This window comes from Symbioplanes lichenis (assembly GCF_030709675.1).
Lineage (GTDB): Bacteria > Actinomycetota > Actinomycetes > Mycobacteriales > Micromonosporaceae > Actinoplanes > Actinoplanes lichenis.
The window spans coordinates 49,681-73,854 of the sequence record NZ_JAUZQD010000020.1; the positions used below are offsets into that span (position 1 = coordinate 49,681).

The 24,174-nt window shown below is 70.2% G+C and carries 21 protein-coding genes and 1 tRNA gene; 14 read left to right on the forward strand and 8 right to left on the reverse strand.

Annotated features, from left to right (window positions below):
* From RAN62_RS36895 to RAN62_RS36915, 5 genes are all read left to right on the forward strand, one after another.
* A complete protein-coding gene (locus RAN62_RS36895) occupies positions 1 to 1,020 on the forward strand; it encodes a FecCD family ABC transporter permease (protein ID WP_305789508.1) in 1,020 nt (339 codons plus the stop codon).
* Entirely contained in the window at positions 1,017 to 2,048 is a 1,032-nt protein-coding gene (locus RAN62_RS36900; RefSeq protein WP_305789509.1) for a FecCD family ABC transporter permease, read from the forward strand. The genes RAN62_RS36895 and RAN62_RS36900 overlap by 4 nt, the downstream gene beginning before the upstream one ends.
* Positions 2,045 to 2,860, forward strand: a complete 816-nt coding sequence (locus tag RAN62_RS36905; RefSeq protein ID WP_305789510.1) for an ABC transporter ATP-binding protein — start codon at positions 2,045 to 2,047, stop codon at positions 2,858 to 2,860. Before RAN62_RS36900 ends, RAN62_RS36905 begins: the two co-directional genes overlap by 4 nt.
* Entirely contained in the window at positions 2,857 to 3,411 is a 555-nt protein-coding gene (locus RAN62_RS36910; protein ID WP_305789511.1) for an MSMEG_1061 family FMN-dependent PPOX-type flavoprotein, read from the forward strand. Before RAN62_RS36905 ends, RAN62_RS36910 begins: the two co-directional genes overlap by 4 nt.
* A gap of 435 nt (positions 3,412 to 3,846) precedes the next feature.
* Positions 3,847 to 5,655: an immune inhibitor A domain-containing protein gene (locus RAN62_RS36915; RefSeq protein ID WP_305789512.1), complete on the forward strand. Its 1,809-nt coding sequence runs from the start codon at positions 3,847 to 3,849 to the stop codon at positions 5,653 to 5,655.
* A 42-nt stretch (positions 5,656 to 5,697) separates the two neighbouring features.
* Here RAN62_RS36915 and RAN62_RS36920 read toward each other — a convergent pair whose 3' ends face one another.
* A complete protein-coding gene (locus RAN62_RS36920; protein ID WP_305789513.1) occupies positions 5,698 to 5,868 on the reverse strand; it encodes a hypothetical protein in 171 nt (56 codons plus the stop codon).
* A 319-nt stretch (positions 5,869 to 6,187) separates the two neighbouring features.
* Here RAN62_RS36920 and RAN62_RS36925 point away from each other — a divergent pair, with 319 nt between their 5' ends.
* A complete protein-coding gene (locus RAN62_RS36925) occupies positions 6,188 to 6,769 on the forward strand; it encodes an NUDIX domain-containing protein (protein ID WP_305789514.1) in 582 nt (193 codons plus the stop codon).
* A gap of 8 nt (positions 6,770 to 6,777) precedes the next feature.
* Here RAN62_RS36925 and RAN62_RS36930 read toward each other — a convergent pair whose 3' ends face one another.
* Genes RAN62_RS36930 through RAN62_RS36940 form a run of 3 tightly spaced genes read right to left on the reverse strand, consistent with a single transcriptional unit; the run spans position 6,778 to position 10,104 of the window.
* A complete protein-coding gene (locus RAN62_RS36930; RefSeq protein WP_305789515.1) occupies positions 6,778 to 7,575 on the reverse strand; it encodes a carbohydrate kinase family protein in 798 nt (265 codons plus the stop codon).
* Positions 7,576 to 7,627: 52 nt separating this feature from the next.
* Positions 7,628 to 9,085, reverse strand: coding sequence for a toll/interleukin-1 receptor domain-containing protein (locus tag RAN62_RS36935; protein ID WP_305789516.1), 1,458 nt, complete (start codon positions 9,083 to 9,085; stop codon positions 7,628 to 7,630).
* On the reverse strand, positions 9,040 to 10,104 hold the full coding sequence (locus RAN62_RS36940; protein ID WP_305789517.1) for a hypothetical protein: 1,065 nt from the start codon (positions 10,102 to 10,104) through the stop codon (positions 9,040 to 9,042). Before RAN62_RS36940 ends, RAN62_RS36935 begins: the two co-directional genes overlap by 46 nt.
* A 282-nt stretch (positions 10,105 to 10,386) precedes the next feature.
* Here RAN62_RS36940 and RAN62_RS36945 point away from each other — a divergent pair.
* Positions 10,387 to 10,458: transfer RNA gene (locus RAN62_RS36945), tRNA-Arg, on the forward strand.
* Positions 10,459 to 10,839: 381 nt separating this feature from the next.
* Here RAN62_RS36945 and RAN62_RS36950 read toward each other — a convergent pair.
* Together RAN62_RS36950 and RAN62_RS36955 are read right to left on the reverse strand one after the other, a co-directional pair.
* A complete protein-coding gene (locus RAN62_RS36950; protein WP_305789518.1) occupies positions 10,840 to 11,508 on the reverse strand; it encodes a DUF305 domain-containing protein in 669 nt (222 codons plus the stop codon).
* A complete protein-coding gene (locus RAN62_RS36955; protein WP_305789519.1) occupies positions 11,505 to 12,302 on the reverse strand; it encodes a thioredoxin-like domain-containing protein in 798 nt (265 codons plus the stop codon). The genes RAN62_RS36950 and RAN62_RS36955 overlap by 4 nt, the downstream gene beginning before the upstream one ends.
* Positions 12,303 to 12,398: 96 nt before the next feature.
* Here RAN62_RS36955 and argS point away from each other — a divergent pair, with 96 nt between their 5' ends.
* The 4 genes from argS (at position 12,399) to thrC (ending at position 17,869) form a co-directional block, all read left to right on the forward strand.
* On the forward strand, positions 12,399 to 14,042 hold the full coding sequence (gene argS, locus RAN62_RS36960) for an arginine--tRNA ligase (protein ID WP_305789520.1): 1,644 nt from the start codon (positions 12,399 to 12,401) through the stop codon (positions 14,040 to 14,042).
* Positions 14,043 to 14,045: 3 nt separating this feature from the next.
* On the forward strand, positions 14,046 to 15,431 hold the full coding sequence (gene lysA / locus RAN62_RS36965; protein ID WP_305789521.1) for a diaminopimelate decarboxylase: 1,386 nt from the start codon (positions 14,046 to 14,048) through the stop codon (positions 15,429 to 15,431).
* Entirely contained in the window at positions 15,428 to 16,741 is a 1,314-nt protein-coding gene (locus tag RAN62_RS36970; RefSeq protein WP_305789522.1) for a homoserine dehydrogenase, read from the forward strand. Before lysA ends, RAN62_RS36970 begins: the two co-directional genes overlap by 4 nt.
* Before the next feature lie 78 nt (positions 16,742 to 16,819).
* A complete protein-coding gene (gene thrC / locus RAN62_RS36975) occupies positions 16,820 to 17,869 on the forward strand; it encodes a threonine synthase (RefSeq protein WP_305789523.1) in 1,050 nt (349 codons plus the stop codon).
* Positions 17,870 to 17,929: 60 nt separating this feature from the next.
* Here thrC and RAN62_RS36980 read toward each other — a convergent pair whose 3' ends face one another.
* Complete coding sequence (locus tag RAN62_RS36980) at positions 17,930 to 18,328, reverse strand: hypothetical protein (RefSeq protein WP_305789524.1); 399 nt, start codon at positions 18,326 to 18,328, stop codon at positions 17,930 to 17,932.
* A 377-nt stretch (positions 18,329 to 18,705) separates the two neighbouring features.
* On the opposite strand from RAN62_RS36980, the gene RAN62_RS36985 reads away from it, so the two are divergent.
* Complete coding sequence (locus tag RAN62_RS36985; protein WP_305789525.1) at positions 18,706 to 18,882, forward strand: hypothetical protein; 177 nt, start codon at positions 18,706 to 18,708, stop codon at positions 18,880 to 18,882.
* 8 nt (positions 18,883 to 18,890) lie between these two features.
* Here RAN62_RS36985 and RAN62_RS36990 read toward each other — a convergent pair whose 3' ends face one another.
* Positions 18,891 to 19,379, reverse strand: a complete 489-nt coding sequence (locus tag RAN62_RS36990; RefSeq protein WP_305789526.1) for a MarR family winged helix-turn-helix transcriptional regulator — start codon at positions 19,377 to 19,379, stop codon at positions 18,891 to 18,893.
* Between the two features lie 104 nt (positions 19,380 to 19,483).
* Here RAN62_RS36990 and RAN62_RS36995 point away from each other — a divergent pair, with 104 nt between their 5' ends.
* Both RAN62_RS36995 and RAN62_RS37000 read left to right on the forward strand, forming a co-directional pair.
* A complete protein-coding gene (locus tag RAN62_RS36995) occupies positions 19,484 to 22,753 on the forward strand; it encodes an efflux RND transporter permease subunit (protein WP_305789527.1) in 3,270 nt (1,089 codons plus the stop codon).
* 66 nt (positions 22,754 to 22,819) lie between these two features.
* Positions 22,820 to 24,049 (forward strand): MFS transporter, encoded by a 1,230-nt coding sequence (locus tag RAN62_RS37000; protein WP_305789528.1) that lies wholly within the window; start codon positions 22,820 to 22,822, stop codon positions 24,047 to 24,049.
* The last annotated feature ends 125 nt before the right edge of the window (positions 24,050 to 24,174 follow it).

Here is a 24,174-nt window from a genome sequence, read left to right on the forward strand (position 1 = left end):
ATGCCGGACACTCGCGTCCGGCGCACCGCCGCGCTCTCCACGGGACTCGTGGTGAGCGCGGCGGCGCTCGCCGCGGCGGCACTGCTCAGCCTCACGGTGGGCGCCCAGCACATCCCGTTCGGGACGGTGATGGACGCGCTCTTCCACCCGAACCCCGACAACGGCCAGCATCTGATCATCACCGAGTCGCGCATCCCGCGTACGGTGGTCGGCCTGCTCGCCGGGGCCGCCCTGGGTCTGGCCGGCGCCGTGATCCAGGCCGTCACCCGCAACCCGCTGGCCGACCCGGGCATCCTCGGCGTGAACGCCGGGGCGGCCCTCTTCGTCGTCTTCGGCATCAGCGTCCTCGGCATCAGCAGCCTGACCGGCTACGTCTGGCTCGGCTTCGCCGGGGCGGCGGTCGCCTCGGTCGTCGTCTACACGATCGGCTCGCTGGGCCGCGGCGGCGCGACGCCCGTCAAGGTCGCCCTCGCCGGTGCCGCGATGTCGGCCGCCCTCACCTCCCTGACCACGGCCGTGCTGCTCACCGATGTCGCCACTTTCGACCAGTTCCGCTTCTGGCAGGTCGGCTCGCTCGCCGGGCGCGGCATGGACATCGCGCTGCAGGGCCTGCCCTTCGTGGCGGTCGGCATCGTCATCGCGCTGGCCTCGACGCGCTCGCTCAATGCGCTGGCGCTCGGCGACGACGTGGCCGCCTCGCTCGGTCAGAACGTCGCCACGGCCCGGGTCATCGCCGCGATCGCCGTCGTCCTTCTGTGCGGCACGGCGACCGCGATGGCGGGGCCGATCGGCTTCGTCGGACTCGTCGTCCCGCACGTCGCGCGCATGATCACCGGTCCCGATCATCGCTGGCTCCTGCCGTACTCGATGCTGTTCGCTCCTCTGCTCCTGCTGTTGGCCGACGTGCTCGGCCGGGTCATCGCCAACCCGGGCGAGGTCCAGGTGGGCATCGTCACCGCCGTGATCGGTGCGCCGATCTTCGTGGCGCTGGCCCGGCGCAAGCGGCTGGCGGAGCTGTGACCGCGTCCCCGGTGGTGGCCGAGCGCCGCCGCGAGACCCGGCGCGTCCGGGTCGTCTCGCTGATCCTGCTCGCGCTTGTCGTCGCGCTCTTCGCGCTGTCGCTGTCCTACGGCTCGTTCCAGATCTCGCTGCCGGACATCGTGCGGTCCCTGCTCGGGCAGCCCACGCCGCCGCAGGTCGACTACATCGTCCACACGCTGCGCCTGCCCCGGGCCGTCGTGGCCGTGCTGGTCGGGCTCGCGTTCGGCCTGGCCGGGGCGATCTTCCAGCAACTGGTACGCAACCCGCTGGCCAGCCCCGACGTCATCGGCGTGACGGCGGGGGCGAGCTCGGCGGCCGTCCTCGCGATCGCGATCCTGTCGGTGAGCAGCCTGACCGCCTCCGCCATGGCGCTGGGCGGCGCGCTGCTCACGTCGGCCCTCGTGTACGTGCTCTCGTGGCGCCAGGGCGTCGGCGGCTACCGGCTCGTCCTGGTCGGCATCGGGGTCGGGGCGGCGCTCGCCAGCGTCACGTCGTTCCTGCTCACCCGGGCCGACGTGCGCACCGCCCAGGACTCGCTCATCTGGCTCGTCGGCAGCCTCAACGGGCGTACGTGGGACCAGGTCAAGCCCCTGTCGGTGGCCATGCTGATCCTGGTGCCCGCCGCGCTGATCCTGCGCCGCGCCGTCGCGGGGCTCCAGCTCGGCGACGACGTGGCCAAGGGACTCGGCATGAACGTCGAGCGCAACCGGCTCGCCCTGCTCGTCGTGGGCGTCTGCCTGGCCGGCGTGGCCACGGCCGCCGCGGGGCCGGTGGCGTTCGTGGCGTTCATGTCCAGCCCCATCGCCGTACGCCTCATCGGGACCGGCCGTCCCACCCTGCTGCCCGCCGGCCTGATCGGGGCCGTGGTCGTCCTGGCCGCGGACTTCATCGGCGCCCACCTGGTCGGCGGCACCCCCTACCCGGCCGGCGTGATCACCGGCGTCGTCGGGGCGCCCTACCTGCTCTGGCTGCTCGCCACGGCCAACCGCACCGGACGAGGAGGATGACCGTGCCCGCACCGTCCACCCTGCAGGCCGAGGGGCTCTCCCTCGGCTACGGCGACCGGCGCGTCGTCACCGACCTCACCCTGGAGATCCCCCGGGGCAAGGTCACCGTCATCGTCGGCCCCAACGCCTGCGGCAAGTCGACCTTCCTGCGCGGCCTGGCCCGGCTCCTGCCACCGTCGGCCGGCGCCGTGCTCCTCGACGGCAAGTCCATCCACGCGGCGCCGAGCCGGGAGGTCGCGCTCAAGCTGGGCATCCTCCCGCAGGGCCCGATCGCCCCGGACGGCATCACCGTCACCGACCTGGTCAGCCGGGGCCGCCACCCGCACCAGGGCATGTTCCGCCGCTGGACCGCCGACGACGACAACGCCGTGGCTGCCGCGCTGTCGGCCACCGGCACCCTCGAGCTGGCCGCCCGGGGCGTCGACGAGCTCTCCGGCGGCCAGCGCCAGCGCGTGTGGATCGCCATGGCGCTGGCGCAGCGTACGGGCATCCTGCTCCTGGACGAGCCCACCACCTATCTGGACGTGACCCACCAGGTGGAGGTCCTCGACCTCCTCGTCGACCTCAACGAGGCCGAGGGCGCCACCGTCGTGATGGTCCTTCACGAGCTCAACCTCGCCGCCCGTTACGCTGACCACTTGATCGTCATGAAATCCGGCGCCGTCGTCACCGCGGGCGAGCCCAGCGCAGTGCTCACCGAGTCCGTCGTCGAGGAGGTCTTCAGCATGCGCTGCCGCGTCGTCCCGGATCCCGTCTCCCGGACCCCGATGATCGTCCCCATCGGCCGCCACCGCTCCGGCGATGCCCGATGAGAATCACCACCGAGGCGGAACTCCGCGAGCTCGTCGAGGAGCCCCACCCCTTCATCCGCGACAAGGCCATCAGCGTCATCGACGAGGCCAGCGGCCGCTTCATCCAGGCCTCGACCTTCTTCCTGTTGGCCACCCGCCGCCCCGACGGCCAGGTCACCGTCTCCCCGCGCGGCGAGCCTGCGGGCGCCGCGGTCGTCCTGGACCCTCAGCGCCTCGCCTTCGCCGACCGCCCGGGCAACCGCCGCCTCGACAGCCTCCGCAACATTCTTCAGTGTCCGGACGTCGGCCTCCTCTTCATGGTCCCCGGCCACCTGGAAACCCTGCGCGTCAACGGGCGCGCGGCGCTGCACCGCGATCCCGAGTGGACAGACGCGCCGATCGGCATCGAGGTCGAGGTGGACGAGCTGTTCCTGCACTGCTCCCAGTCGATCAAGCGGGGGTCGCTGTGGGAGCCGTCGGGCTGGCCCGAGCCCGCCACCTACCCCACCACCGGCGAAATGATCAAAAGCACCAACGCGGCCCGCGCCCACGCCCCCGTCACCGTCGCCTGACCGCCGACGTGCCACCAGCCCCGATGTGGTCGCCGTAGGGCTGCCCGAAGCTGGGTGAGTTGCATGCTCGCGGGGGTCGCGTTCATGTAGCTGGGCCGGCGGGTGGGTCGCGCCCAGCGGGCGGCGGTGGGCCCGGTTCTTCAGTTACTTGCCGCCCGTACATGGGGATTCGTCGCGGGCTGGGGCACGACGGTGGGTGGGCGCAAGGGCGGGCCCGGCCCCGCGGGGTCAAGATCCATCGCGCGCACCAACTCTCCTTCCTGGACAAGCCTGACCATCCGCGCACGCGGCCGTATCGCCGCATGCAAATGCGTGAGATTTTATGGCGGCGTCGCCGGCTCGAAACGGGGGTCGGCGAGCGTGCGATCAGTCCGGTCCCCGTGCACCCACCCCTGCGCGCGGGGAAGGGCTTGTCCGGGGAAGGGAGCACCCCTCGTGAAGAGGAAGATACTGGCCGGGACCGCTGCGTTCGCGGTGGTTCTGGGCGGACCGGCGGCGGGTCCGGCGCATGCGGCACCGACGGCGGCCGAGGCCGAGCCGCAGGCGTCGCTCGGGGAGGACAATCTGCCGCACCCGCTGGGCGAGGAGCGGGAGGCGGAGCGGACCGAGGCGCTGCGGAAGCTGATCTCGGGCCAGACCGGCACCGAGCAGCGGAACGGCTCCGAGGTCATCAAGCTCGGCGCGAACAAGTTCGTCGAGTATCGCAAGAAGGAGACCAAGACCGACCCGATCCTGACCTTCCTGGTCGAGTTCGGCGATCAGGTCTATCCCGCCGCGGGCGGCACGCCGGGGCCGGTGCACAACACCATTCCGGCGCCCGACCGCGACTGGAACGGCGACGCGACCGACGACAACACCACGATCTGGGCGCCGGACTTCAGCCCGTCCTATTACAAACAGCTCCTGTTCGCGAAGAACAAGGAGTCGATGACGAACTTCTACTACAAGCAGTCGGGCGGCCGGTACACGGTCGGCGGCGACGTCTCGGACTGGGTGAAGGTGCCCTACAACGAGGCGCGCTACGGCAGCAACGAGATCGCCGAGTCGGACGGCTACTGGAACTTCATCCAAGACAGTGCCACGGCCTGGTACGACTCGCAGGTCGCCGCGGGCAAGACGCCGGAGGAGATCAAGGCGTACCTGAAGACGTTCGACGTCTGGGACCGCGACGACTTCGACGGGGACGGCAACTTCAACGAGCCCGACGGCTACGTCGACCACTTCCAGGCCATCCACGCCGGTGCGGGCGAGGAGGCCGGCGGCGGCGCCGAGGGGCCGGACGCGATCTGGGCCCACCGGTGGTACGCGTTCAGCAACCTCGCCGGCACCGCGGGCCCGGCGGGCAACCTCGCGGGCGGCGTGCAGATCGGCGACACCGGCATGTGGATCGGCGACTACACGACCGAGCCGGAGAACGGCGGGCTGGGTGTCTTCGCCCACGAGTACGGCCACGACCTGGGCCTGCCCGACCTGTACGACACGGCCGGCGGCGAGAACGGCACCGGCTTCTGGACGCTCATGTCCTCCGGCTCCTGGCTGGGCCGCGGCTCTCCGACGATCGGCTCGACGCCCGGCTACATGGGGGCGTGGGAGAAGATCTGGCTGGGCTGGTCCACCTTCGTGACCGTGAACCCGGGCAAGAGCAAGCTCGTGACCCTCGGGTCGGCGGCGCTCGCCGAGACAAGCGCGCTCCCGGAGGCCGTGGTCGTCCCGCTGGCCGACGGCTCCTACTACGCGGCGGAGTACCGGACCTACACGGGCTATGACGAGACGCTCAAGCTGGGCCCGTACAACTGGGGCTGGGCCGACAGCAAGCCCGACTGGGCCGAGCGGTTCCCCTACCAGGACGGCCTGCTGGTCTGGTACGTCAACCCGGCGGTCGGCAACAACAACACCAGCCGCCACCCGGGCACCGGCCTGACCCTGCCGGTCGACGCCCGCCCGGCGCCGATCGTCTTCGCGGACGGCACCCTGGCCAGCAATCGCCGCCAGCCCTTCGACGCCACGTTCGGCCTGCAGAAGACCGACAAGATCACGCTGCACCGCAACGGCGTCCCGGTCACGGTCCCGTCGTCGAAGGCCATCCCGGTCTTCGACGACTCCGACCCGCTGCGCTACTACAGCGCCCTCAACCCGCAGAGCTCGGTCAAGGTGGCCGGCGCGGGCGTCAAGATCGAGGTCAAGACCCAGATCACTGGTCTCATCCCGCTGATGACGCTCAAGGTCACGCCGCCCGCGGCGTGACACCGACATGCCGGGTCCGGTGCCCCCACCGGACCCGGCATGTCAGCCTTTGTCGTCGTCCCCGGCCGCCATCTTCGCCTGGATCCCCGGCACCAGAATCCCCGCGAAGACGACCACGAGCCACGCGACGACCGCCCACCCCGGCACCACGGCATGCGGGCCGATGATCCCGCCCAGCACCTGGTTGCCCAGGTCGATGAAGTGCTCCGCCATGGCCACCAAGATCGGCCCGCAACCTCCGGACTTGAGCGTTGACGCCGAGCTTCGGCAACCGCCACGCGAATGCGCGGGCCGAACCCTGCGACGATGAAGCGGAGATTGCCGGCCGCCTTCGTGCCGGCAGCGCGGGCGGCCTCGCCGCTGTGAATCCTGACACTCAGGGGCCGGAGCCCGCGGGCCGGTGATCCGTCATATATCCGGCAGTGCTCGGGTGGGTGTCGGGCTGGCCTCGTCCTTCCCGGCGCGACTACGGTGCTCCCATCTTCGGAACATCCATCGTCTGGCACGGCGATCCCGCCCGGAGGAAGCGACAGTGACCGGAAAGCCGAACCCCGTCCACCATCAGATCGTCTGCGCCAACGTCTTCATCAGACGCGGCGGGCGTCTGCTCGTGCTGCGGCGATCCGCGACGCGGAAGTATGCGGCCAACGTCGTGCATCCCGTCGGCGGCAAGGTGGAGCCCGACGAGGATCCCTTCACCGCAGCTCAGCGCGAGGTGGTCGAAGAGACCGGGCTGTCAGTGACCAACATGAGGCTCGAAGCTGTGTTGCTCGACCTGACCCCGGTCCCCGACGAGCCGCACAACTGGCTGATCTATCACTTCTCGGCGGACTCCGCATCGGGTGAGCCCCATCAAACCGACGAGGGCGAGCTCGTCTGGATGACGCCCGCCGAATTCTTGCGGCAACCCTTGCACCCTTCCCTGCAGGGGATCGCCGAGCACATCCTCGATCGGCGCAAAGGCACGCTCTTCATCACCCACACCTATGACGCCGACGGTTCCATCGACGGTCGTTCCGAGAAGGCGTGCGTCAGCAAGCCACCGCTCTGGCCCGCGGTGGCCTCGGCCGCCCGGAGCCTCTTGCCGCACCGGCGCCACGCTGCCACCTCCTGACCGGTCTCTCAACCGCTTCCCGCCCGGCTTGCCAGGAATTCCGCGGTCCTCAGCCGGGCGGTGGCTACCGCGGCGGCGAGGGCGCTGCCCTGCGTAGCGGCCAGTGCGGCGACCAGCGCGCCGGTGAACGCGTCCCCGGCGCCGGTCGGGTCGGCGACGGCGACGGGGGAGACCGACTGCACAGCCCAGCGTCCCGCGTGCCCGAATCGCACCGGTCCTGTGCCGTCAGTGATCACGACGGCTTTCCGTGGCGGTCCTGTGAGGCCGGCGAAATCGCGCTCGGCGCGGTTCAGCACCACCACGTCGGCACGGGCGCGCAGACGAGCTCTCAACGTGTCCGGAAAACACCCAGGATCGGCCTTCACCAGCCACAGCACCCGTGTCCGCCCACCCACCCGGTCGAGCACCGCGTCTGTCACATCGGGCGGCCCAGCGGTCAGACATATCCACGAAGCGCTGTCCAGCACGCGCAACTGCGCCGCTGTGAGACGCCACGTGGAGAGGACGCCCGGATCCAGGAACGACATCGAGCCGCCGCCGAGATCGTGGAAGAGCCAGGATGACGCCGTGCGGCCCGGACTGGTGGCCAAGCCGTCCGTGCGGACACCCGCCTCGGCAAGCTCGGCGCGGGCCCGGACGCCGGCGCTGTCATCGCCCACTCCGCTCACCACGGTGGCGTCCCCGAGGATCGAAGCGGCGGCGCGAGCGACATTCGCCGCGCTTCCGCCGAGTCGTGGCCACGGATCAGCCAGACGGTCGTCCACCAGTGCGCCCGTGTCCCGGTCCGGCAGCTCCCGGACCAGCATCGGGTGGTCGAAAGCGACGAATCCCGTGACGGCGACGGAAGTCGGCTTCGCGTCAGGCACTGACCCGGTAGCTTTCCCGGCAGAGCTCGTCGATGCGCGAGTCTCGTTGCAGGCGGAGTAGATCCAACGGTTCCGACCGGCGCACCTCCCGCCACAACTCCTCATCGAGACGCAGAGCGCGGAGGAACGTGCGGTAGGACAGCACCGTGGCACCCGTGGCGGGCCGCATGCCGCGGATGTAGGTCATGTCCTCCATCAGCGTGGCGCGATGATCCCGGGACATGACCCGGAAGAACATCGAGCAGACGAGCGCCGAGAGGCGACCGAGCAGGACGGGGTCGTAGCGGGCGAAAAGCACCGGATAGATGTTCTCGCCCACGAAAGCAGCCGGACCGAGGACATCCACGACGTCGGTCACGTCGATGGTGACAGGCTCGACCGGTAACCCGGTCAACGAGCGGGCAAGATCGACGGCACGGCGTGGCGTGCCGGCGGATGCGCTCGCGAAGCTTCGCCATTCCTCGTGCAGCGCCTCGGTGGTGTTCTGATCGGTTCCCGCCAAGGCGGGCAGCGGCCCTCTGACTCGGCGTAGGCCGTCATAGATGTCGTACTGACGGCTCCCGGGAGAGTATTCCTGGAGCCGATTGAGCCGGAACTCGCGCCAGTCGTACGCATCGCCGACGAGTTTGATGATGCCCATGTCGAAAAATGGACGGAACCGGGTGACGATGCGTCGGCACAGCGGGGATTGAAAGAACGATACCGCAGGGACGAGAACCTGGTCCGCGGCGAGCAGGGCCACGCGGAAGGCGAGAGCCGCCTCGGTGGCTGTCTGGCGATCGAACGTAGGGCCCGACACCCCGTACCCGGACAGTTCGAGGACGTAGTGATCGAGGAAATGCGCGATGATCACCGGTCGGCGCTCCCGGTTTCCGACGGTTACCGCGGTGGTGAGCGGGGCGGTGCTGTCGGTGCCGGTGAATCGGCCGAAGAGTGTCTGTTTCAGTAAGGTGTAACCTTGGTCCGCCTTCCGTTCGGAACTCATGTCGACGTACCAGCGGCCAAGAGCGTACGACGGTGCCGCTTCGGCCCAGGACCCGGCGCGCAGCACCGGGATCACCTTCTGGCCGTTGGCCAGCGCGAACACTTCGCCGCTCAGTACCTGGCTCTCGTAACCGACGCCGCCTGTCCGGTTGTCCGCCGCCGTCTTGAACTGGGGAGTGCAGATGATGACGACGAACTCGGATTCCCGCACGGCGACTTCCATGAAGGTGGGAATGTCGTCCCCCGGGCGCATGTACCACTGATCCAGGCGAACGTTGATACCGTCCGTGCGAAGCCTTTCCGCAAGCGCCGCCACCCACGTGCGATGGTCGTCGCTGTCCCATGAGTAGGAGATGAAGACCGAAGGGCCGGCGGCCATCTCGAATTCCTCCTCCGGCGCAGTGACGTTGTCCGCCGGCGTCACGCGCCGCTGCTCGCCAGATCCCGGATCCGAATGGTCTCCCACGACGAGGACAGTAACGGAGGGACCTCGGCCAGAATTGTCTCTCCATGTGACACGCTTGGCTTTCGCCAGAGTCCGGAACAACCTTCGCGCACCAGGCCGGTCAGGCCGCCCGCCCGGGTGGCGAACGCGTCAAGCGCGTGAAAGGCCTGGTTCGCCTCCGTCATGTCGGCGAAGTGGGCGCTGAAAAGGAAGTTTCCCGCCTGCGAGACGATCTCGTAGAACCCGGCGTCGACGAGCCTGTCGACGAGCGCCTGCTCGGCGCCGGGTCGCATGGCCCGCCGTTCCTGGATCAGGTCGGCGGCTGTGTGCCAGGACCGCTCCGGGAACCGGCCGGGGATCTTCGCGTGGATGTCCGCGGCGCGTCTTGCCTGCAGCGGCATGCCCGTGATCGCGGCTTCCGCGGCCGACCGCGGAACGGCGCGCATCGTGAACCGAAGCTGCTCGGCAGGAAACTGGTCAAGGGCAGCGAGCGGAAGCTCCATGGCTTGATATCGGCTGCTGTACTCACTGCGGTAGACCTCGGTCTCCACATAACCCGACGCAACGGGGTGCTCGTCGATCAGACGTATCGCTGTTGCGTTGGCGGTCGCCAGTATCTCGTGCACAGCCGCGGCACGGTCGCGCGTCGTGCACACGAACTGTTGCGTGAAGTGACGTACGTATTGCGGCGGCTCCATCAGGGCGAAATCATCCGGCTCGAAGCCCGCGGCGACGAGTCCACCGGCGAGGTCGTCATCCAGGTAGGTCAGGTCGATGTGCGACTCGATGACCACGTGCGGCCCGCCGTTGGAGCCGGCCGTGCCCAGCACTTCCCGCACCGCATCGGTGAGCCGGCCGCGGCGTTCAGGCGTGGAGACCGCGCGCTCGACCACCCGCTCCATGAGGTCGGCCGGCATTCCTTCAAACGGTAGGCGCTCTGGGCAGAGAGGCAGCGCTCGATCCGGCAATTCGTATCGGCGAAGTGCTTCCAGCGTCGCTGTCCGGCTGCCGGTCGGCATGTCGTGCCATGAGGTGACCATCGCCGCTCCTTCGTGAGCGCGTCTTCTCCGACAGCCCCAGTGTTCGGACGTATGTAGCCGGAAAGCAACGTGCTGATGGCCGACTGTCATATAGAGAACGTTCGCTATACTGCTCATCCGGATCGAGAAGCGCTGATCAAGCTTGTGTCCCGGAGTGGGCCGGCCCCGACCCGGCGGACTGCGCGGACTCGGCCCGCAGGTGGCTGTGAGCAGTAAGGATGCGGCGCGCCCGCATCCGGTTCGCAGGCATCCGGGGTGGCCTGCTAGAGTTTCCCTCACTGAGCCCCCGTAGCTCAGGGGATAGAGCGTCGCCCTCCGGAGGCGAAAGCGCAGGTTCGAATCCTGCCGGGGGCACATATTCTTCGCTGGCTTCCAACGCCACCATCAGGTCACGCCCTGATGGTGGCGTTTTGCATGGCGGCCCGGCGTGCTCGACGCTGCGAAGTCCTCCGCGGGTCCGGCCCTCTTCGGCGCTGCCGGGCCTCGCACCTCCCGTGCCGGGCGGACGGCGCTCGAGTCTGGCACTGCCGGCGCCCGAGCCAAAGTGTCCGGGACGGCTCAGCCGCCCCGGGCTGGCCACCGGGGGTGAGCCGGCCCGCTCGGCAAGCACCCGAGGCAGCCAAAGCGCGGCAGGGGTGACGGCGAGGGCTGCGGGCCGGGAAACGGCGCAGCCGCCGGCGCGGGGAGGCGCGGGCGGCTGCGGGGGCGTGCGCGCGGGGTGGCGTACGCGGGAGTTCAGGACTTCTGGATTTTGGCGAGCAGGTCGTCGATCAGGTTGAGGTCGCTCTGCTGGCCGGCGACCATTGTCTGGGCCAGATCGGTGACCTGCTTGTTGTCGGACAGGCCGATGATTTCCTGGGCCATGTGGATGCCGCCCAGGTGGTGCTGGCGCATGAGGGTCAGGAACTGGATGTCGAGGTCGGGGCTGGCGGCCTTGCGGAGGTCGGCCAGCTGCGACGGGGTGGCCATGCCGGGCATGAGGCCGTTCCGGACCGAGCCCTCGGAGCCGGGCATCCAGGTCATCGGGTCCTGCGAGCCGGTCGGGCTCAGGTTCCACTCGCGCAGCCAGGCCAGCATCGTGGAGACCTGGCCGTGCTGGGTGAGGGCGATGTCTCCCGAGAGGGTGACGATGTCGCTGTTCGTCGAAGCGGCGTGGGCGATCATCGACATCTCGACGGCCTGGGCGTGGTGGGTGCTCATGTCGCGCAGGAAGCCCGCCTCGACCGAGTCGTCGCCAGGCGTGCCGAAGAGGCGGGGGACGAGCAGGCCGCCGGCCGCGCCGACCACGAGGCCGAAGACGAGGACGGCGGCGAGCCAGGCCGCCCCGAAGCGGCGGGTGCGCTCCGGGGCCGAGCCGTTGACCGGCGCGGTGACCGCGTCCTGGTCCGTGGAGACGGTCATCATCCGCCCATGGTCGTGCCGTTGCCGGCGGCGGCGGTCAGCGGGCCGGTGGTCGTGTTGCCGCCGGAGCAGGCCGCGTTGGGCTCCATCGTCGCGTTGAGGCGCAGGGCCTTGATGAAGGCGTCGATGCGGGCGTCGTCGGCGTTGTCGACCTTGAGCTGGTAGCCCCAGACCTGCAGGGAGATGTTCTTGTCGAGCCCGGCATAGGGGCTCATCAACATGTAGTCCTTGCCCTGCACCTTGGCGGCGAGCTTGTCGATCTGGTCCTGGGCGAGACCCTGCTTGTACGTGACCCAGACCGCGCCGTGCTCGAGGCTGTGCACCGCGTGCTCGTTGGCGATGGGCTCGGTGTAGATGTCGCCCATGCAGTTCTGCCACGTGGCGTTGTGGTCGCCACCCACGGGCGGGCTCGTCACGTACGTCTGGGCGCCCTCGACGTGGTTGCGCGAGTCGATCTTCGCGTTCTTCTGGGCGCGGTAGTCGACGATGCCGGAGATGTCCGCGGCCCGCTCCTCCCAGGTGGCGCTGCCCTTGGCCGAGGCGAAGATGCCATAGCCGATGATGCCGGCGGCGATCAGCACGACGACGCCGGCGACCGCGATCGGCCCCCAGTTGCGGCCGCCGCTGACCTTGACGGGCTGAACCTTCCGGCCCTTGCCCTGCGGACCCTTGCCGGCGGGACGGCCACCCTTGGGCGGCGTCTTCTTCGGGCCGGTGGGCGGCTTGCCCTGACCGGAGGTCTTGCCGACCTTGACGGTGGAGGGAACCCGCTCGGGCCCCGGGGTGCTCATGGACATCGTGCCTCGTCAATTCATGGGGAAGGTCGCGCCGGGCCCGCGCAGGAGCCTGGACACGCCGCCGGGCGCCAAAGTCTACCCGGATAGCATGGCTCAGTGACTCCCGCTGACCTCGCTGCCACCGTTCTCACAGCTGCGCGTGCCGTTTTCGTCACCCGCGGCCTCGACGTCTCGCTGCTGCCGGAGACGACGACGGTGGAGCGTCCCCGCAACCCCGAGCACGGCGACTACGCCTCGACGATGGCGCTGCAGCTGGCCAAGAAGGCCGGCGTGCAGCCGCGTGAGTTCGCCGCGGCCCTCGCCGAGGAGCTCGGCGGGCAGCCGGGGATCAAGTCGGTCGAGATCGCCGGCCCCGGCTTCCTCAACATCCGGCTCGACGCGGCCGCGGCCGGCGTCCTGGCCCGCGACATCATCACCGCCGGCAGTGAATACGGACACACCGACCGCCTGCGCGGCCGGCGCATCAACCTCGAGTTCGTCTCGGCCAACCCCACGGGCCCCGTGCACATCGGCGGCGTGCGGTGGGCGGCCGTGGGCGACGCGCTGTCCCGCCTGCTGCGCGCGTCGGGCGCCGACGTCGGCACGGAGTACTACTTCAACGACGCCGGCTCCCAGATCGACCGCTTCGCCCGTTCCCTGTACGCGGCGGCGAAGGGCGAGCCGGCCCCCGAGGACGGCTACGGCGGCGCCTACATCGCGGAGATCGCGCAGACGATCGTCGCCGAGCGGCCGGACGCCGATCTGAGGACGTTCCACGAGCGGGGCGTCGAGCTCATGTTCGCCGAGATCAAGCAGTCGCTGGCCGACTTCGGCGTGCGCTTCGACACGTACTTCAACGAGAAGGACCTGCACGACCGCGGTGAGCTGCAGGAGGCGCTCGACCGGCTGCGCGAGCAGGGCCACGTCTACGAGTCCGAGGGCGCGACCTGGTTGCGGACCAGCGAGTTCGGCGACGACAAGGACCGGGTGCTGCGCAAGTCCGACGGCGACTGGACCTACTTCGCCGCTGACTGCGCCTACTATCTCGACAAGCGCAAGCGCGGCTTCGACCAGGTCGTGATCATGCTGGGCGCCGACCACCACGGCTACATCGGCCGGATGAAGGCCATGGCGGCGTGCTTCGGCGACGACCCGGCGGTCAACCTGGAGATCCTGATCGGCCAGCTGGTCAATCTGGTGCGCGACGGTGAGCCCGTACGCATGAGCAAGCGCGCCGGCACGGTCGTGACCCTGGAGGACTTCGTCGACGCCCTCGGCGTGGACGCCACCCGCTACGCCCTGGCCCGTTACTCCAGCGACAGCCCGATCGACATCGACATCGACCTGTGGACCCGGGCCAAGAGCGACAACCCTGTCTATTACGTCCAATATGTCGCGGCCAGGTCCGCCAGCGTGGCCCGGCAAGCCGCATCAATTGGCCTCACCCGGGGCGAGCCCGGCGACTTCAAGCCCGAGCTGCTGACCCACGAGAAGGAAAACGACCTGCTCAAGGCGCTCGGCGAATACCCGGCCGTGGTGGGCAGTGCGGCCGAGCTGCGCGAGCCGCACCGGGTGGCGCGTTATCTCGAGGATCTGGCCGGCGACTACCACCGCTTCTTCGACAAGTGCCGGGTGACTCCCATGGGGGACGAACCCATCAACGACCTGCACCGGGCCCGCCTGTGGCTGAACGACGCCACCCGAACGGTGATCGCGAACGGTTTGGGACTCCTCGGTGTGTCCGCGCCGGAGAGGATGTAAGACATGCGCGCACATGAGGCGGGAGCGCTGCACGGTGAGCTCGGCACGCGCGGGCCGGCCTGGTTGCGTACCCCGGAAGACGTCAATGCCCTCGTGCCGCAGCTGTGGCCGCGGACCGTGCGCCGCGACCAGGCCGGGGCCCTGGAGGTCGGCGGCGTGAGCGTGCTCGACCTGGCCGAGGAGTACGGCACGCCCGCGTACTTCCTCGACGAGGACGACCTGCGCAGCCGCTGCCGGGAGTTCGTGGGTGCCTTCGCGGACGCGGACGTCTATTACGCGGGCAAGTCGTTCCTGTGCAAGGCGGTCGTGCGGGTGGTCGCCGAGGAGGGGCTCTTCCTCGACGTGTGCTCGGGCGGTGAGCTGGCCGTGGCTCTGGCGGCGGGCTTCCCGGCGGAGCGGATCGGCTTCCACGGCAACAACAAGTCCGTGTCCGAGCTGCGCCGCGCGCTCGAGGCCGGCGTCGGGCGGATCGTGCTCGACTCGTTCCACGAGATCGACCGGCTGACCGCGCTGGCGCGGGAGGCGGGGACCAGTCCCGCCGTGCTGATCCGCGTCACGGTCGGTGTCGAGGCTCACACGCACGAGTTCATCGCGACGGCGCACGAGGACCAGAAGTTCGGCTTCTCGCTGGCGGGCGGGGCGGCGTTCGAGGCGGCTACGCGCGTACTCGATGAGGGTGTCCTTGATCTCCGGGGGTTGCACTCGCACATCGGGTCGCAGATCTTCGACACGTCCGGCTTCGAGGTCGCGGCGCGGCGGGTGCTGGAGCTGCAGGCGCAGATCCGGGACGCGCGCGGCGTCGAGCTGCCCGAGCTGGACCTGGGCGGCGGCTTCGGCATCGCGTACACCACGCAGGACGACCCCTCCCCGGCCGCCGACCTCGCGAAGCGGATCAACAAGATCGTCGAGGGCGAGTGCGAAATGGCCGCGCTGCGGAAGCCCAAGCTCTCGATCGAGCCCGGCCGGGCCGTCGTCGGTCCCTCCGTCTTCACCCTGTACGAGGTGGGCACCGTCAAGGACGTCGACGGCATCCGCACGTACGTGAGCGTCGACGGCGGCATGAGTGACAACATCCGGACGGCGCTCTACGACGCGTCGTACTCGGCCACCGTGGCGGGACGTGCGTCACACGAACCGCCGATCCTGGCCCGTGTCGTGGGAAAGCATTGCGAGTCCGGGGACATCGTCGTGAAGGATGAATTCCTGCCCGCCGACGTTCAGCCCGGAGATCTTGTCGCCGTGCCCGGCACGGGAGCGTACTGCCGCAGCATGGCCAGCAACTACAACCATGTGCCGCGGCCGCCCGTGATCGCGGTGCGCGACGGTGCCTCCCGGGTCATCGTGCGCCGGGAGACCGAAGACGATCTGCTCGCATTGGATGTGGGATGAGCTCTGGTAAGCCTGCGGTCCGCCTCGCCCTGCTCGGTTGTGGCACGGTCGGCAGCGAGGTCGTACGCCTCCTGCACGACCAGGCCGACGACCTGACGGCCCGGATCGGGGCGCCGCTGGAGCTGGTCGGCATCGCGGTCCGCCGGCCCGGCCGCGAGCGGGGTGACCTGCCCGTCGACCCGGCGCTCTTCACCACCGACGCGCTGGGCCTGGTCAAGCGGGACGACGTCGACGTGATCATCGAGGTGGTGGGCGGCATCGAGCCCGCCCGCACCTGGCTCACCGAGGGGCTGCGGGCCGGCAAGAGCGTCGTCACGGCGAACAAGGCGCTGCTCGCCGAGGACGGCGCCGCGCTGCACGACGCCGCGGCCGAGGGCGACGCCGACCTCTACTACGAGGCGTCGGTCGCCGGGGCGATCCCGCTGCTGCGCCCGCTGCGCGAGTCGCTGCACGGCGACCGCGTGACCCGGGTCACCGGCATCGTGAACGGCACGACCAACTTCATCCTGTCGTCGATGGACTCGTCGGGCGCCGGTTTCGGGGAGGCGCTGGACGAGGCCACCGAGCTGGGCTACGCCGAGGCCGACCCGACCGCCGACGTCGAGGGCTTCGACGCCGCCGCCAAGGCCGCCATCCTGGCCTCGCTGGCGTTCCACACCCGGGTGACGGCCGCCGACGTGTTCCGCGAGGGCATGACCGGCGTGACGGCCGGCGACATGGCCAGCGCCAAGGAGATGGGCTGCACGATCAAGCTGCTCTGCATCGCCGAGCGCGGGCCCGACTCGAGCGGCGCGGAGTCGGTCAGCGTGCGGGTGCATCCGGCGATGATTCCGCGTACGCACCCCCTGGCCAGCGTCGGCGACGCGTTCAACGCCGTCTTCGTCGAGGCCGAGGCCGCGGGTCAGCTGATGTTCTACGGCCGCGGGGCCGGCGGCACCCCGACCGCGAGCGCCGTGCTCGGAGACATCGTGGCGGCGGCTCGCAACCGGCTCAGCGGCACCCGGGCGCCGAGCGAGAGCGCGTACGCCCACCTGCCCATCCGTCCCATCGGCGAGGCCGTCACCCGCTATCACATCAGCCTCGACGTCGCCGACCGGCAGGGTGTGCTCGCCACGGTCGCCGGCGTCTTCGCGCAGCACGAGGTGTCCATCGCCACGGTGCGCCAGCAGGGGCGCGACGAGGACGCGACGCTGGTCGTCGTCACGCACGGCGCGCCGGACGCCAACCTGCAGGCCACCGTCGACGAGCTGCGGGGGCTGCCGATCGTACGGTCGATCGCCTCGGTCCTGCGGGTCGAAGGCGGGGCCTGATCCCGCATGTTGGACCGATGGTCTCGCTATTCGGTGCCCTGCGGCATCCTGGTCGGGACCCGCTGAGAGGAAAAGGCCATGTGGCGCGGACTTATCGAGGCTTACCGTGACCGTCTCCCGGTCACCGACAAGACGCCGGTCGTCACGCTGCACGAGGGCAACACGCCGCTCGTGCCCGCCCCGGTGCTGTCCCAGCGCACGGGGGCCGAGGTCTATCTCAAGGTCGAGGGCGCCAACCCGACGGGCTCCTTCAAGGACCGTGGCATGACCATGGCCGTGTCGAAGGCCGTCGAGGAGGGCGCCAAGGCCATCATCTGCGCCTCCACCGGCAACACGAGCGCGTCGGCCGCCGCCTACGCCGCCCGCGCCGGCATCACCTGCGCCGTCCTCGTCCCGCAGGGCAAGATCGCGCTCGGCAAGCTGGCCCAGGCCCTCGTTCACGGGGCCAAGCTGCTGCAGGTCAACGGCAACTTCGACGACTGCCTGGCGCTCGCCTCGAAGCTGTCCCAGGACTTCCCGGTCGCCCTGGTCAACTCGGTCAACATCTTCCGCCTGCACGGGCAGAAGACGGCCGCCTTCGAGATCGTCGAGGCCCTGGGCACGGCGCCCGACATCCACTGCCTCCCGGTCGGCAACGCGGGCAACATCTCCGCCTACTGGATGGGCTACCAGGAGGACCACGCGGCGGGCAACAGCAAGATCCTCCCCAAGATGTACGGCTTCCAGGCCGCCGGCGCCGCGCCCATCGTCACCGGCCAGGTCGTCGAGCAGCCGTCCACCATCGCGACCGCCATCCGCATCGGCAACCCGGCCAGCTGGACCAAGGCGCTCGACGCCCGCGACTCCTCCGGCGGTCTCATCTCCGCCGTGACCGACCGCGACATCCTCAACGCCTATCGGCTGCTCGCCCGCGAGGTCGGCGTCTTCGTCGAGCTGGGCAGCGCGGCCAGCGTGGCCGGGCTGCTCCAGCAGGCCGCCGCCGGGCAGGTCCCGGCCGGGGCGAAGGTCGTCTGCACGGTCACCGGGCACGGCCTCAAGGACCCGGAGTGGGCCATCTCGACCGCGCCGTCACCCACGACGATCAGCAATGACGTTCTGATCGCGGCGCGGGAGCTCGGGCTCGCCTGATCGGGCTGCTTTTGATGGGCGCGCTCAGCTCGCCGGCCGGGCGCGTGCGGCGCGCCGGGCTCAGCTCACGGGGACGGGCTGCGGGGCGGTGGCCCGGCCCAGCTGGGTGGTGACCAAGGTGCCCGCGAGGGTGCCCAGCAGCACCAGCGCCGCACCCACCGGCCACAGCCCGTCGCCCTCCGCCTCACCGACCGCCACCAGCACGAAAGCCGCCGTGACGGTGACCGTGAGCGTCGCCGTCGCGAGCCGCGCGTGCCCCGCCCGCCCGGCGGCGAAGCCCAGCGCCCCGATGATCAGCGCCAGCGCAACCACCTGCCACGCCTCGTACGGCCCACTGGAATGGCTGGTCACCGGGTCGAGATCGCGCTCCGTGTCCCACCCGAGCAGCGCCGCGTAGGCCGCGCCGCTGCCGGCCACAAGAGCCGCTGTCCACCCGATGATCCGCTTGTTGTCTGCCATGCCGACGAGCCTTCCGCAGCCGCCGGCGGCCGGGATGAGTCCCCGTACTCAACCCTCCCCGGGTACGAACGCCTCGCGGTGACGAGGCGGCCCCCTTCACGCACGTCGCCGCTTCTTGCCGGCCGGTTGCCTCAGCGATTGCGTCGGCGCGATCCTCCGACCATGGCAGCAGGCTGGATAGCGCCCGTCGCGGCAGCGGCGTCGGGCTGCGCCGGAATCCTTTTCACCCGGCTGACCGGTTCGCAGACCCGGGGCCAGGTCGAGCGGCTGGCGGAAAGTTCCGCACTGAGCAATAGCGGCTGGGCTACCGGCAAGGGGGCGAACTGGACAAGCTGAGCGAAGTCGACAGCACCTGTCCCAAGGGTGAACGTGTGCGCATGTCGATGGAGTCCAAGATCGCCGTCGAGGCGTTCGGCAGTCCGGCCGCTCGCGAGAACCGGCGGCGTGCCGTTGCGGCATATGTGCGGAAGGACCAGGTCAAGATGCGCGAGTCGTACGAGGAATTCCTCGAGATCGTTCGCATGGAGCTGGGCACTACGGCGCTCGACAGCTGACAAACCCTTCAATCGTCACGGAGTGCGCCAAGTGCTTCTTTCCGCTGAGGTTTGGGGGCGGCCTCTTCGGAGGCGGCGCGGATCATGGCTTGGATGCCGTCGCGGACGGCGTGGAGTTCGCTTTCGGAGAGGCGGTTGAGCAGCCTCAGCTGGAGGTCGGCGCCGGCGTTGGCGATCTTGTCGACGACGTCGCGGCCGTGGGGGCTGAGGGTGATGCGGCGGACGCGGCGGTCGTGGGGGTCCTCGGTGCGGGTGGCCAGGTCGTGGGCGACGAGGCGGTCGACCATGCCGCTCAGGGTGGCGAGGCTCACACTCATGAGTCCGGCCAGTTCCCGGCCCGAGGTGTCGCCCAGGCGGCGCAGCAGCATGAGCACTTTGAGCTGTTGCATCGTGAGGTTCGAGTCGAAGAGCGGGTCGGCCCGATCCTGCATGAACAGGTCCTGCAGGCGTTGCTGCGCTGCGATGATGTCGGCGATGAGGTGATCGTTCGCGGACACGGTCCTCCTGTGGTGCGCTCCGGCGGCGAGGCGGCCCCGGGCAAAAAGAATTTGTTCGCGTCGGGCAAACTATATGTCTTGACCGAACTTTTCCGGGGGAGCACATGTCGTTTCTGACGAGGCTCAGTCTCGCGAACCGGGGGCTGGTGGCCCTCATAGCCGTGGTGATCACCGGTTTCGGTGTCTACGCCATCCCGTCCCTGAAGCAGCAGCTCCTGCCCTCGCTGGAGTTCCCGGGCGCCTTCATCGGGGCCTCGCTGCCCGGTGCCTCCCCGGAGATCATGGAGGAGCAGGTCACCGAGCCGATCGAGCAGGCCGTCCAGGGGGCCGACGGGCTCGACTCGGTGCAGTCGACGACCCGGGAGGGCTCGGCGACGATCCAGGTGACGTTCGAGTTCGGCACCGACATCGACAACGCGGTCAACCAGCTGACCACGTCGATCAACCGGATCCAGTCGCAGCTGCCCGACAACGTGGAGCCGACGGTCTTCGCCGGCAGCACGGACGACATCCCGGCCATCATCCTGGCCGCGTCCGGCGGGTCGGACCAGAACGACCTGGCCAACCGGCTCGACACCACCGTGGTGCCCGAGCTCAAGAACATCGAGGGCGTCCGCGACGTCCAGATCACCGGCACGCGTACGCGGCAGGTCGTCATCAAGCCCGACCTGGCCAAGCTGGCGGCGTCCGGGGCGAGCCCGCAGGCCATCACCACGCTGCTGCAGAGCAACGGCATCTCGGTCCCGGCCGGCGCGCTCACCGAGGGCGACCGCACGCTGAGCGTCCAGGTCGGCTCCCCGATCACGTCGGTCGACCAGCTCAAGGGCCTCTATCTCAACGGCTCGACCAAGCTCGGCGACGTCGCCTCGGTGACCACGCAGGAGTCGACGGCGACCTCGTTCACGCGCACCGACGGGGTGGAGAGCCTCGGCGTCGCGGTCACCGCCAAGCCCGACGGCAACCCGGTGGCCATCTCGCACGAGGTGCGCGACAAGCTGACCGACCTGCAGAGCGCCTCGGACACCAAGCTCACGGTCATCACCGACCAGGCGCCCTTCGTCGAGCGGTCGATCGAGAGCCTGACCACCGAGGGCCTGCTCGGCCTCGTGATGGCCGTCATCGTCATCCTGATCTTCCTGCTGTCCGTGCGCTCGACGCTCGTGACGGCGGTGTCGATCCCGCTGTCCGTGCTGATCGCGCTGATCAGCCTCTGGATCGGCGACTACTCGCTCAACCTGCTCACCCTGGGCGCGCTGACCATCGCCGTCGGCCGCGTGGTCGACGACTCGATCGTGGTGCTGGAGAACATCAAGCGCCACCTCGGGTACGGCGAGGAGAAGGTGCACGCGGTCATGGCCGGCGTGCGGGAGGTGGCCGGGGCGGTCACCGCCTCGACGCTGACCACGGTGGCCGTGTTCGCGCCGATCGCGCTGGTCGGCGGGTTCGTCGGGCAGCTGTTCTCGCCGTTCGCGATCACCGTGACCGTGGCACTGGTCGCGTCGCTGTTCGTGTCGCTGACCGTGGTGCCCGTGCTGGCGTACTGGTTCCTGCGGCCCGCCGCGGGTGGCGCCGAGTCGGAGGCCGTGCGCAAGGCCGCCGAGGAGAAGGAGCTGCGCAGCCCGCTGCAGCGCGGCTACCTCCCGATCATCCGCTGGGTCACCAAGAGCCGGGGCACCCGCTGGGCGACCGTGGCGATCGGCGTCGTCGTGCTGATCGGCACGCTCGGGCTGGCCAGCCGGCTGGAGACGAACTTCATCGACCAGTCCGGCCAGGACACGATCACGATCAGTCAGGACCTGCCGGTCGGCACGAGCCTGGCCGCGACCGACGCCGCCGCCAAGAAGGTCGAGGCGGTGCTCGCGGGCCGCGACGACGTCGAGACCTACCAGGTGACGGTCGGCTCCGGCGAGTTCAACCCGTTCGCGGGCTCGGGCGGGGCCAGCGGCGCCAGCTTCAACGTGGCGCTCAAGTCCGACGTCGACTCGGTCAAGGTCTCCGACGAGCTGCGCGACGAGCTCAAGGGCCTGACGGACGTCGGTGAGGTCACGGTCGGCGGCGACAGCGGCACCGGGTTCGACGGCAGCCAGCTCTCCGTCGTCGTCCAGGCGAACGAGCAGGAAGCCCTGCAGGCGGCGACCAAGCTGGTGCAGGACGCCATGGCCGGCACGGAAAATGTCACCGACGTCAGCTCGTCCCTGGCCGCCAGCGTGCCCCGCCTCGACGTGCAGGTCGACCGGGCCGCCGCCGCCCAGCGCGGGCTCACCGAGGCCGCCGTCGGCCAGGCCGTCGCCGGGGCGTTCCGCTCCGCGCCGGCCGGGCAGATCACGGTCGACGGCTCCAGCGAGGACGTGGTCGTCACGTTCGGCGCCCCGCCGTCCAGCGCCGCGGCCCTGCGCGCCCTGCCGATCACCACGCCGAGCGGGCAGCGCGTGCCCCTCGACCAGGTCGCCGACGTCAAGGAGGTCGCCGGGCCCGAGGAGGTCACCCGGATCGACGGCAACCGCAGCGTCACGGTCAACGGCACGGCCACCGGCTCCAACGTCGGTGCGGTCACGACCGACCTGACGCAGCGGCTCGACGAGCTGACCCTCCCGGCCGGGGCTTCGTACTCCATCGGCGGGGTCAGCCAGGACCAGGCCGACGCGTTCGCCGACCTGGGGCTCGCGGTTCTCGCCGCCATCGCGATCGTCTTCGTGATCATGGTGGCCACGTTCCGCAGCCTGCTCCAGCCGCTGCTGCTGCTCATCTCGATCCCGTTCGCGGCGACCGGCGCCATCGCGCTGCTGCTGGCCACGGGGACCCCGCTGGGCGTACCGGCATTGATCGGTGTCCTGATGCTCGTTGGCATCGTGGTCACCAACGCGATCGTGCTCATGGACCTCATCAACCACTACCGTGCGGCCGGTCTCGGCGTGCGGGAGGCGGTCGTCGAGGGCGGGCGGCACCGTCTGCGCCCGATCCTCATGACGGCGATCGCGACCATCTTCGCGCTGATCCCGATGGCGCTCGGCCTCACCGGCGAGGGCGGCTTCATCTCGCAGCCGCTGGCCGTCGTGGTCATCGGCGGCCTGGTCAGCTCGACGCTGCTGACCCTGGTGCTGGTCCCGGCCCTCTACACGATGGTCGAGAACACCAAGATCAGCCGGCGCGAGAAGCGGGACCGTCGCCGCGCCCGCAAGGCCGGCGTGCAGCCGTCGCCACGGCACGCCGCGGCCGAGCCGGACCCGGAGCCCGGGCCGGACCCGGTGCCGGACGCCGCCGGCGGAGCGCACGAGGCACCGGTGCGCTCCGAGGAGGCGCCGGGAGCACTGCGGGGCTACACGGACCAGTTCGAGGTCCTGAAGATGCCGAAGCGCCCGCAGACCGAGGGCTGATCGGGGCATCGAGCAGCAAACCGGCCGCCCCCGCACCCGCGGAGGCGGCCGGTACTGTGTGCGTACGTGCCCACCCCGTTTTCGGTCCTTACCCGCAATCGTGACTTCCGGCGCCTCTTCGCCGCTGAGCTGGTCGTCTTCGGCGCCGACTGGTTCGTCATGGTGCCGCTGCTCGTGCTGCTGCCCGAGCTCACCGGCAGCGGCGTCTGGGGCGCCCTCGTCCTGGCCGCCGACACGGGCATCAATGCGCTGCTCCTGCCGTACACCGGGGTCGTCGCCGACCGGCTGGACCGCCGCAAGATCCTGATCGCCGCCAACCTCGCGGCCTTCGTGGCTGTTCTTCTGCTTTTCACCGTACGTTCAGCCGCGACCGCGCCCCTGGCCCTGGTGGCGATCGGGGCGGTGGCCGTGGCCAAGGCGTTCTACTCCCCGGCGGCCTCCGCGGCCCTGCCGAACGTCGTCGACCCCGAGGACCTCGCCGCCGCGAACACCGTCGCCGGCTCCGCGTGGGGCACGATGACGATCGTCGGCGCGTCGCTCGGCGGGATCGTGAGCAGCGCCGCGGGCCCGTACGTCAGCTTCGGCGTCGCCGCCGCGAGCCTGTTCGTGGCCGCGGTCGTGACCATGCTCATCCGCCGCCCGCTGCAGGCGCCGCGGGACCCGGACGCCACCCCGGTCCGCAGCTGGCACGCCATGCTCGAGGCCCTGCGCTACATCGGGGCGCGGCCGCGGCTCGGCGCCCTCGTCACGGTCAAGTCGGCGGTCGGCCTCGGCAACGGCGTGCTCACCGTCTTCCCCCTGCTGGCCACCATGTACGGCGTCGGCGCCCTGGGCGCGGGCCTGCTCTTCGCCGTCCGCGGAGCCGGCGCGCTGATCGGCCCGCTGGTGCTGCGCCCGGTCCTGCGGCATCGGGCCTGGCTGCTGCCCGGCCTCGCGCTTTCCATGATCCTGTACGGCCTCGGCTACATCGGCGTCGCCTTCGCCCCGTGGTTCCCGCTCGTCCTGGTGCTGGTCTTCGTCGCGCACTTCGCGGGCGGCAGCAACTGGGTCCTGAGCAACTACGCGTTGCAGGGCGAGGTGCCCGACCGGCTCCGGGGGCGGGTCTTCGCCACCGACCTCATGCTGGCCACGCTGGCGATCGCCGTCAGCCAGCTCGGCGTGGCGGCCGTCGTCGACCACGTCGACAAGCGGATCGTGCTCGTCGCGTGCGGCCTGGTCACCGTCGTGTACGCGATCGGCTGGCGGATCGCCACGCGCAAGCTGTCGCTGACGGAGCAACCTTCCGCGCGCGTCTGACCACTGGATGATCGGGAACGGCGCCGGGTGTGGAGACGGCCGGCGCCGCGACTGAGGACAAGCCGGCTCGGCACACCGGCTCCCGCGGTGTGCCCGGCTTCGCTCGGCGCACGGGCTCTTCGGCC

Bases quoted from the DNA above. Each gene is read 5' to 3' on its own strand.
- RAN62_RS36895 (WP_305789508.1), top strand. From the start codon at position 1: ATGCCGGACACTCGCGTCCGGCGCACCGCCGCGCTCTCCACGGGACTC.
- RAN62_RS36905 (WP_305789510.1), top strand. From the start codon at position 2,045: ATGACCGTGCCCGCACCGTCCACCCTGCAGGCCGAGGGGCTCTCCCTC.
- RAN62_RS36910 (WP_305789511.1), top strand. From the start codon at position 2,857: ATGAGAATCACCACCGAGGCGGAACTCCGCGAGCTCGTCGAGGAGCCC.
- RAN62_RS36920 (WP_305789513.1), bottom strand. From the start codon at position 5,868: ATGGCGGAGCACTTCATCGACCTGGGCAACCAGGTGCTGGGCGGGATC.
- RAN62_RS36930 (WP_305789515.1), bottom strand. From the start codon at position 7,575: ATGCTGGTCCGGGAGCTGCCGGACCGGGACACGGGCGCACTGGTGGAC.
- RAN62_RS36940 (WP_305789517.1), bottom strand. From the start codon at position 10,104: ATGGTCACCTCATGGCACGACATGCCGACCGGCAGCCGGACAGCGACG.
- RAN62_RS36950 (WP_305789518.1), bottom strand. From the start codon at position 11,508: ATGATGACCGTCTCCACGGACCAGGACGCGGTCACCGCGCCGGTCAAC.
- RAN62_RS36955 (WP_305789519.1), bottom strand. From the start codon at position 12,302: ATGTCCATGAGCACCCCGGGGCCCGAGCGGGTTCCCTCCACCGTCAAG.
- lysA (WP_305789521.1), top strand. From the start codon at position 14,046: ATGCGCGCACATGAGGCGGGAGCGCTGCACGGTGAGCTCGGCACGCGC.
- RAN62_RS36970 (WP_305789522.1), top strand. From the start codon at position 15,428: ATGAGCTCTGGTAAGCCTGCGGTCCGCCTCGCCCTGCTCGGTTGTGGC.
- thrC (WP_305789523.1), top strand. From the start codon at position 16,820: ATGTGGCGCGGACTTATCGAGGCTTACCGTGACCGTCTCCCGGTCACC.
- RAN62_RS36980 (WP_305789524.1), bottom strand. From the start codon at position 18,328: ATGGCAGACAACAAGCGGATCATCGGGTGGACAGCGGCTCTTGTGGCC.
- RAN62_RS36985 (WP_305789525.1), top strand. From the start codon at position 18,706: ATGTCGATGGAGTCCAAGATCGCCGTCGAGGCGTTCGGCAGTCCGGCC.
- RAN62_RS36995 (WP_305789527.1), top strand. From the start codon at position 19,484: ATGTCGTTTCTGACGAGGCTCAGTCTCGCGAACCGGGGGCTGGTGGCC.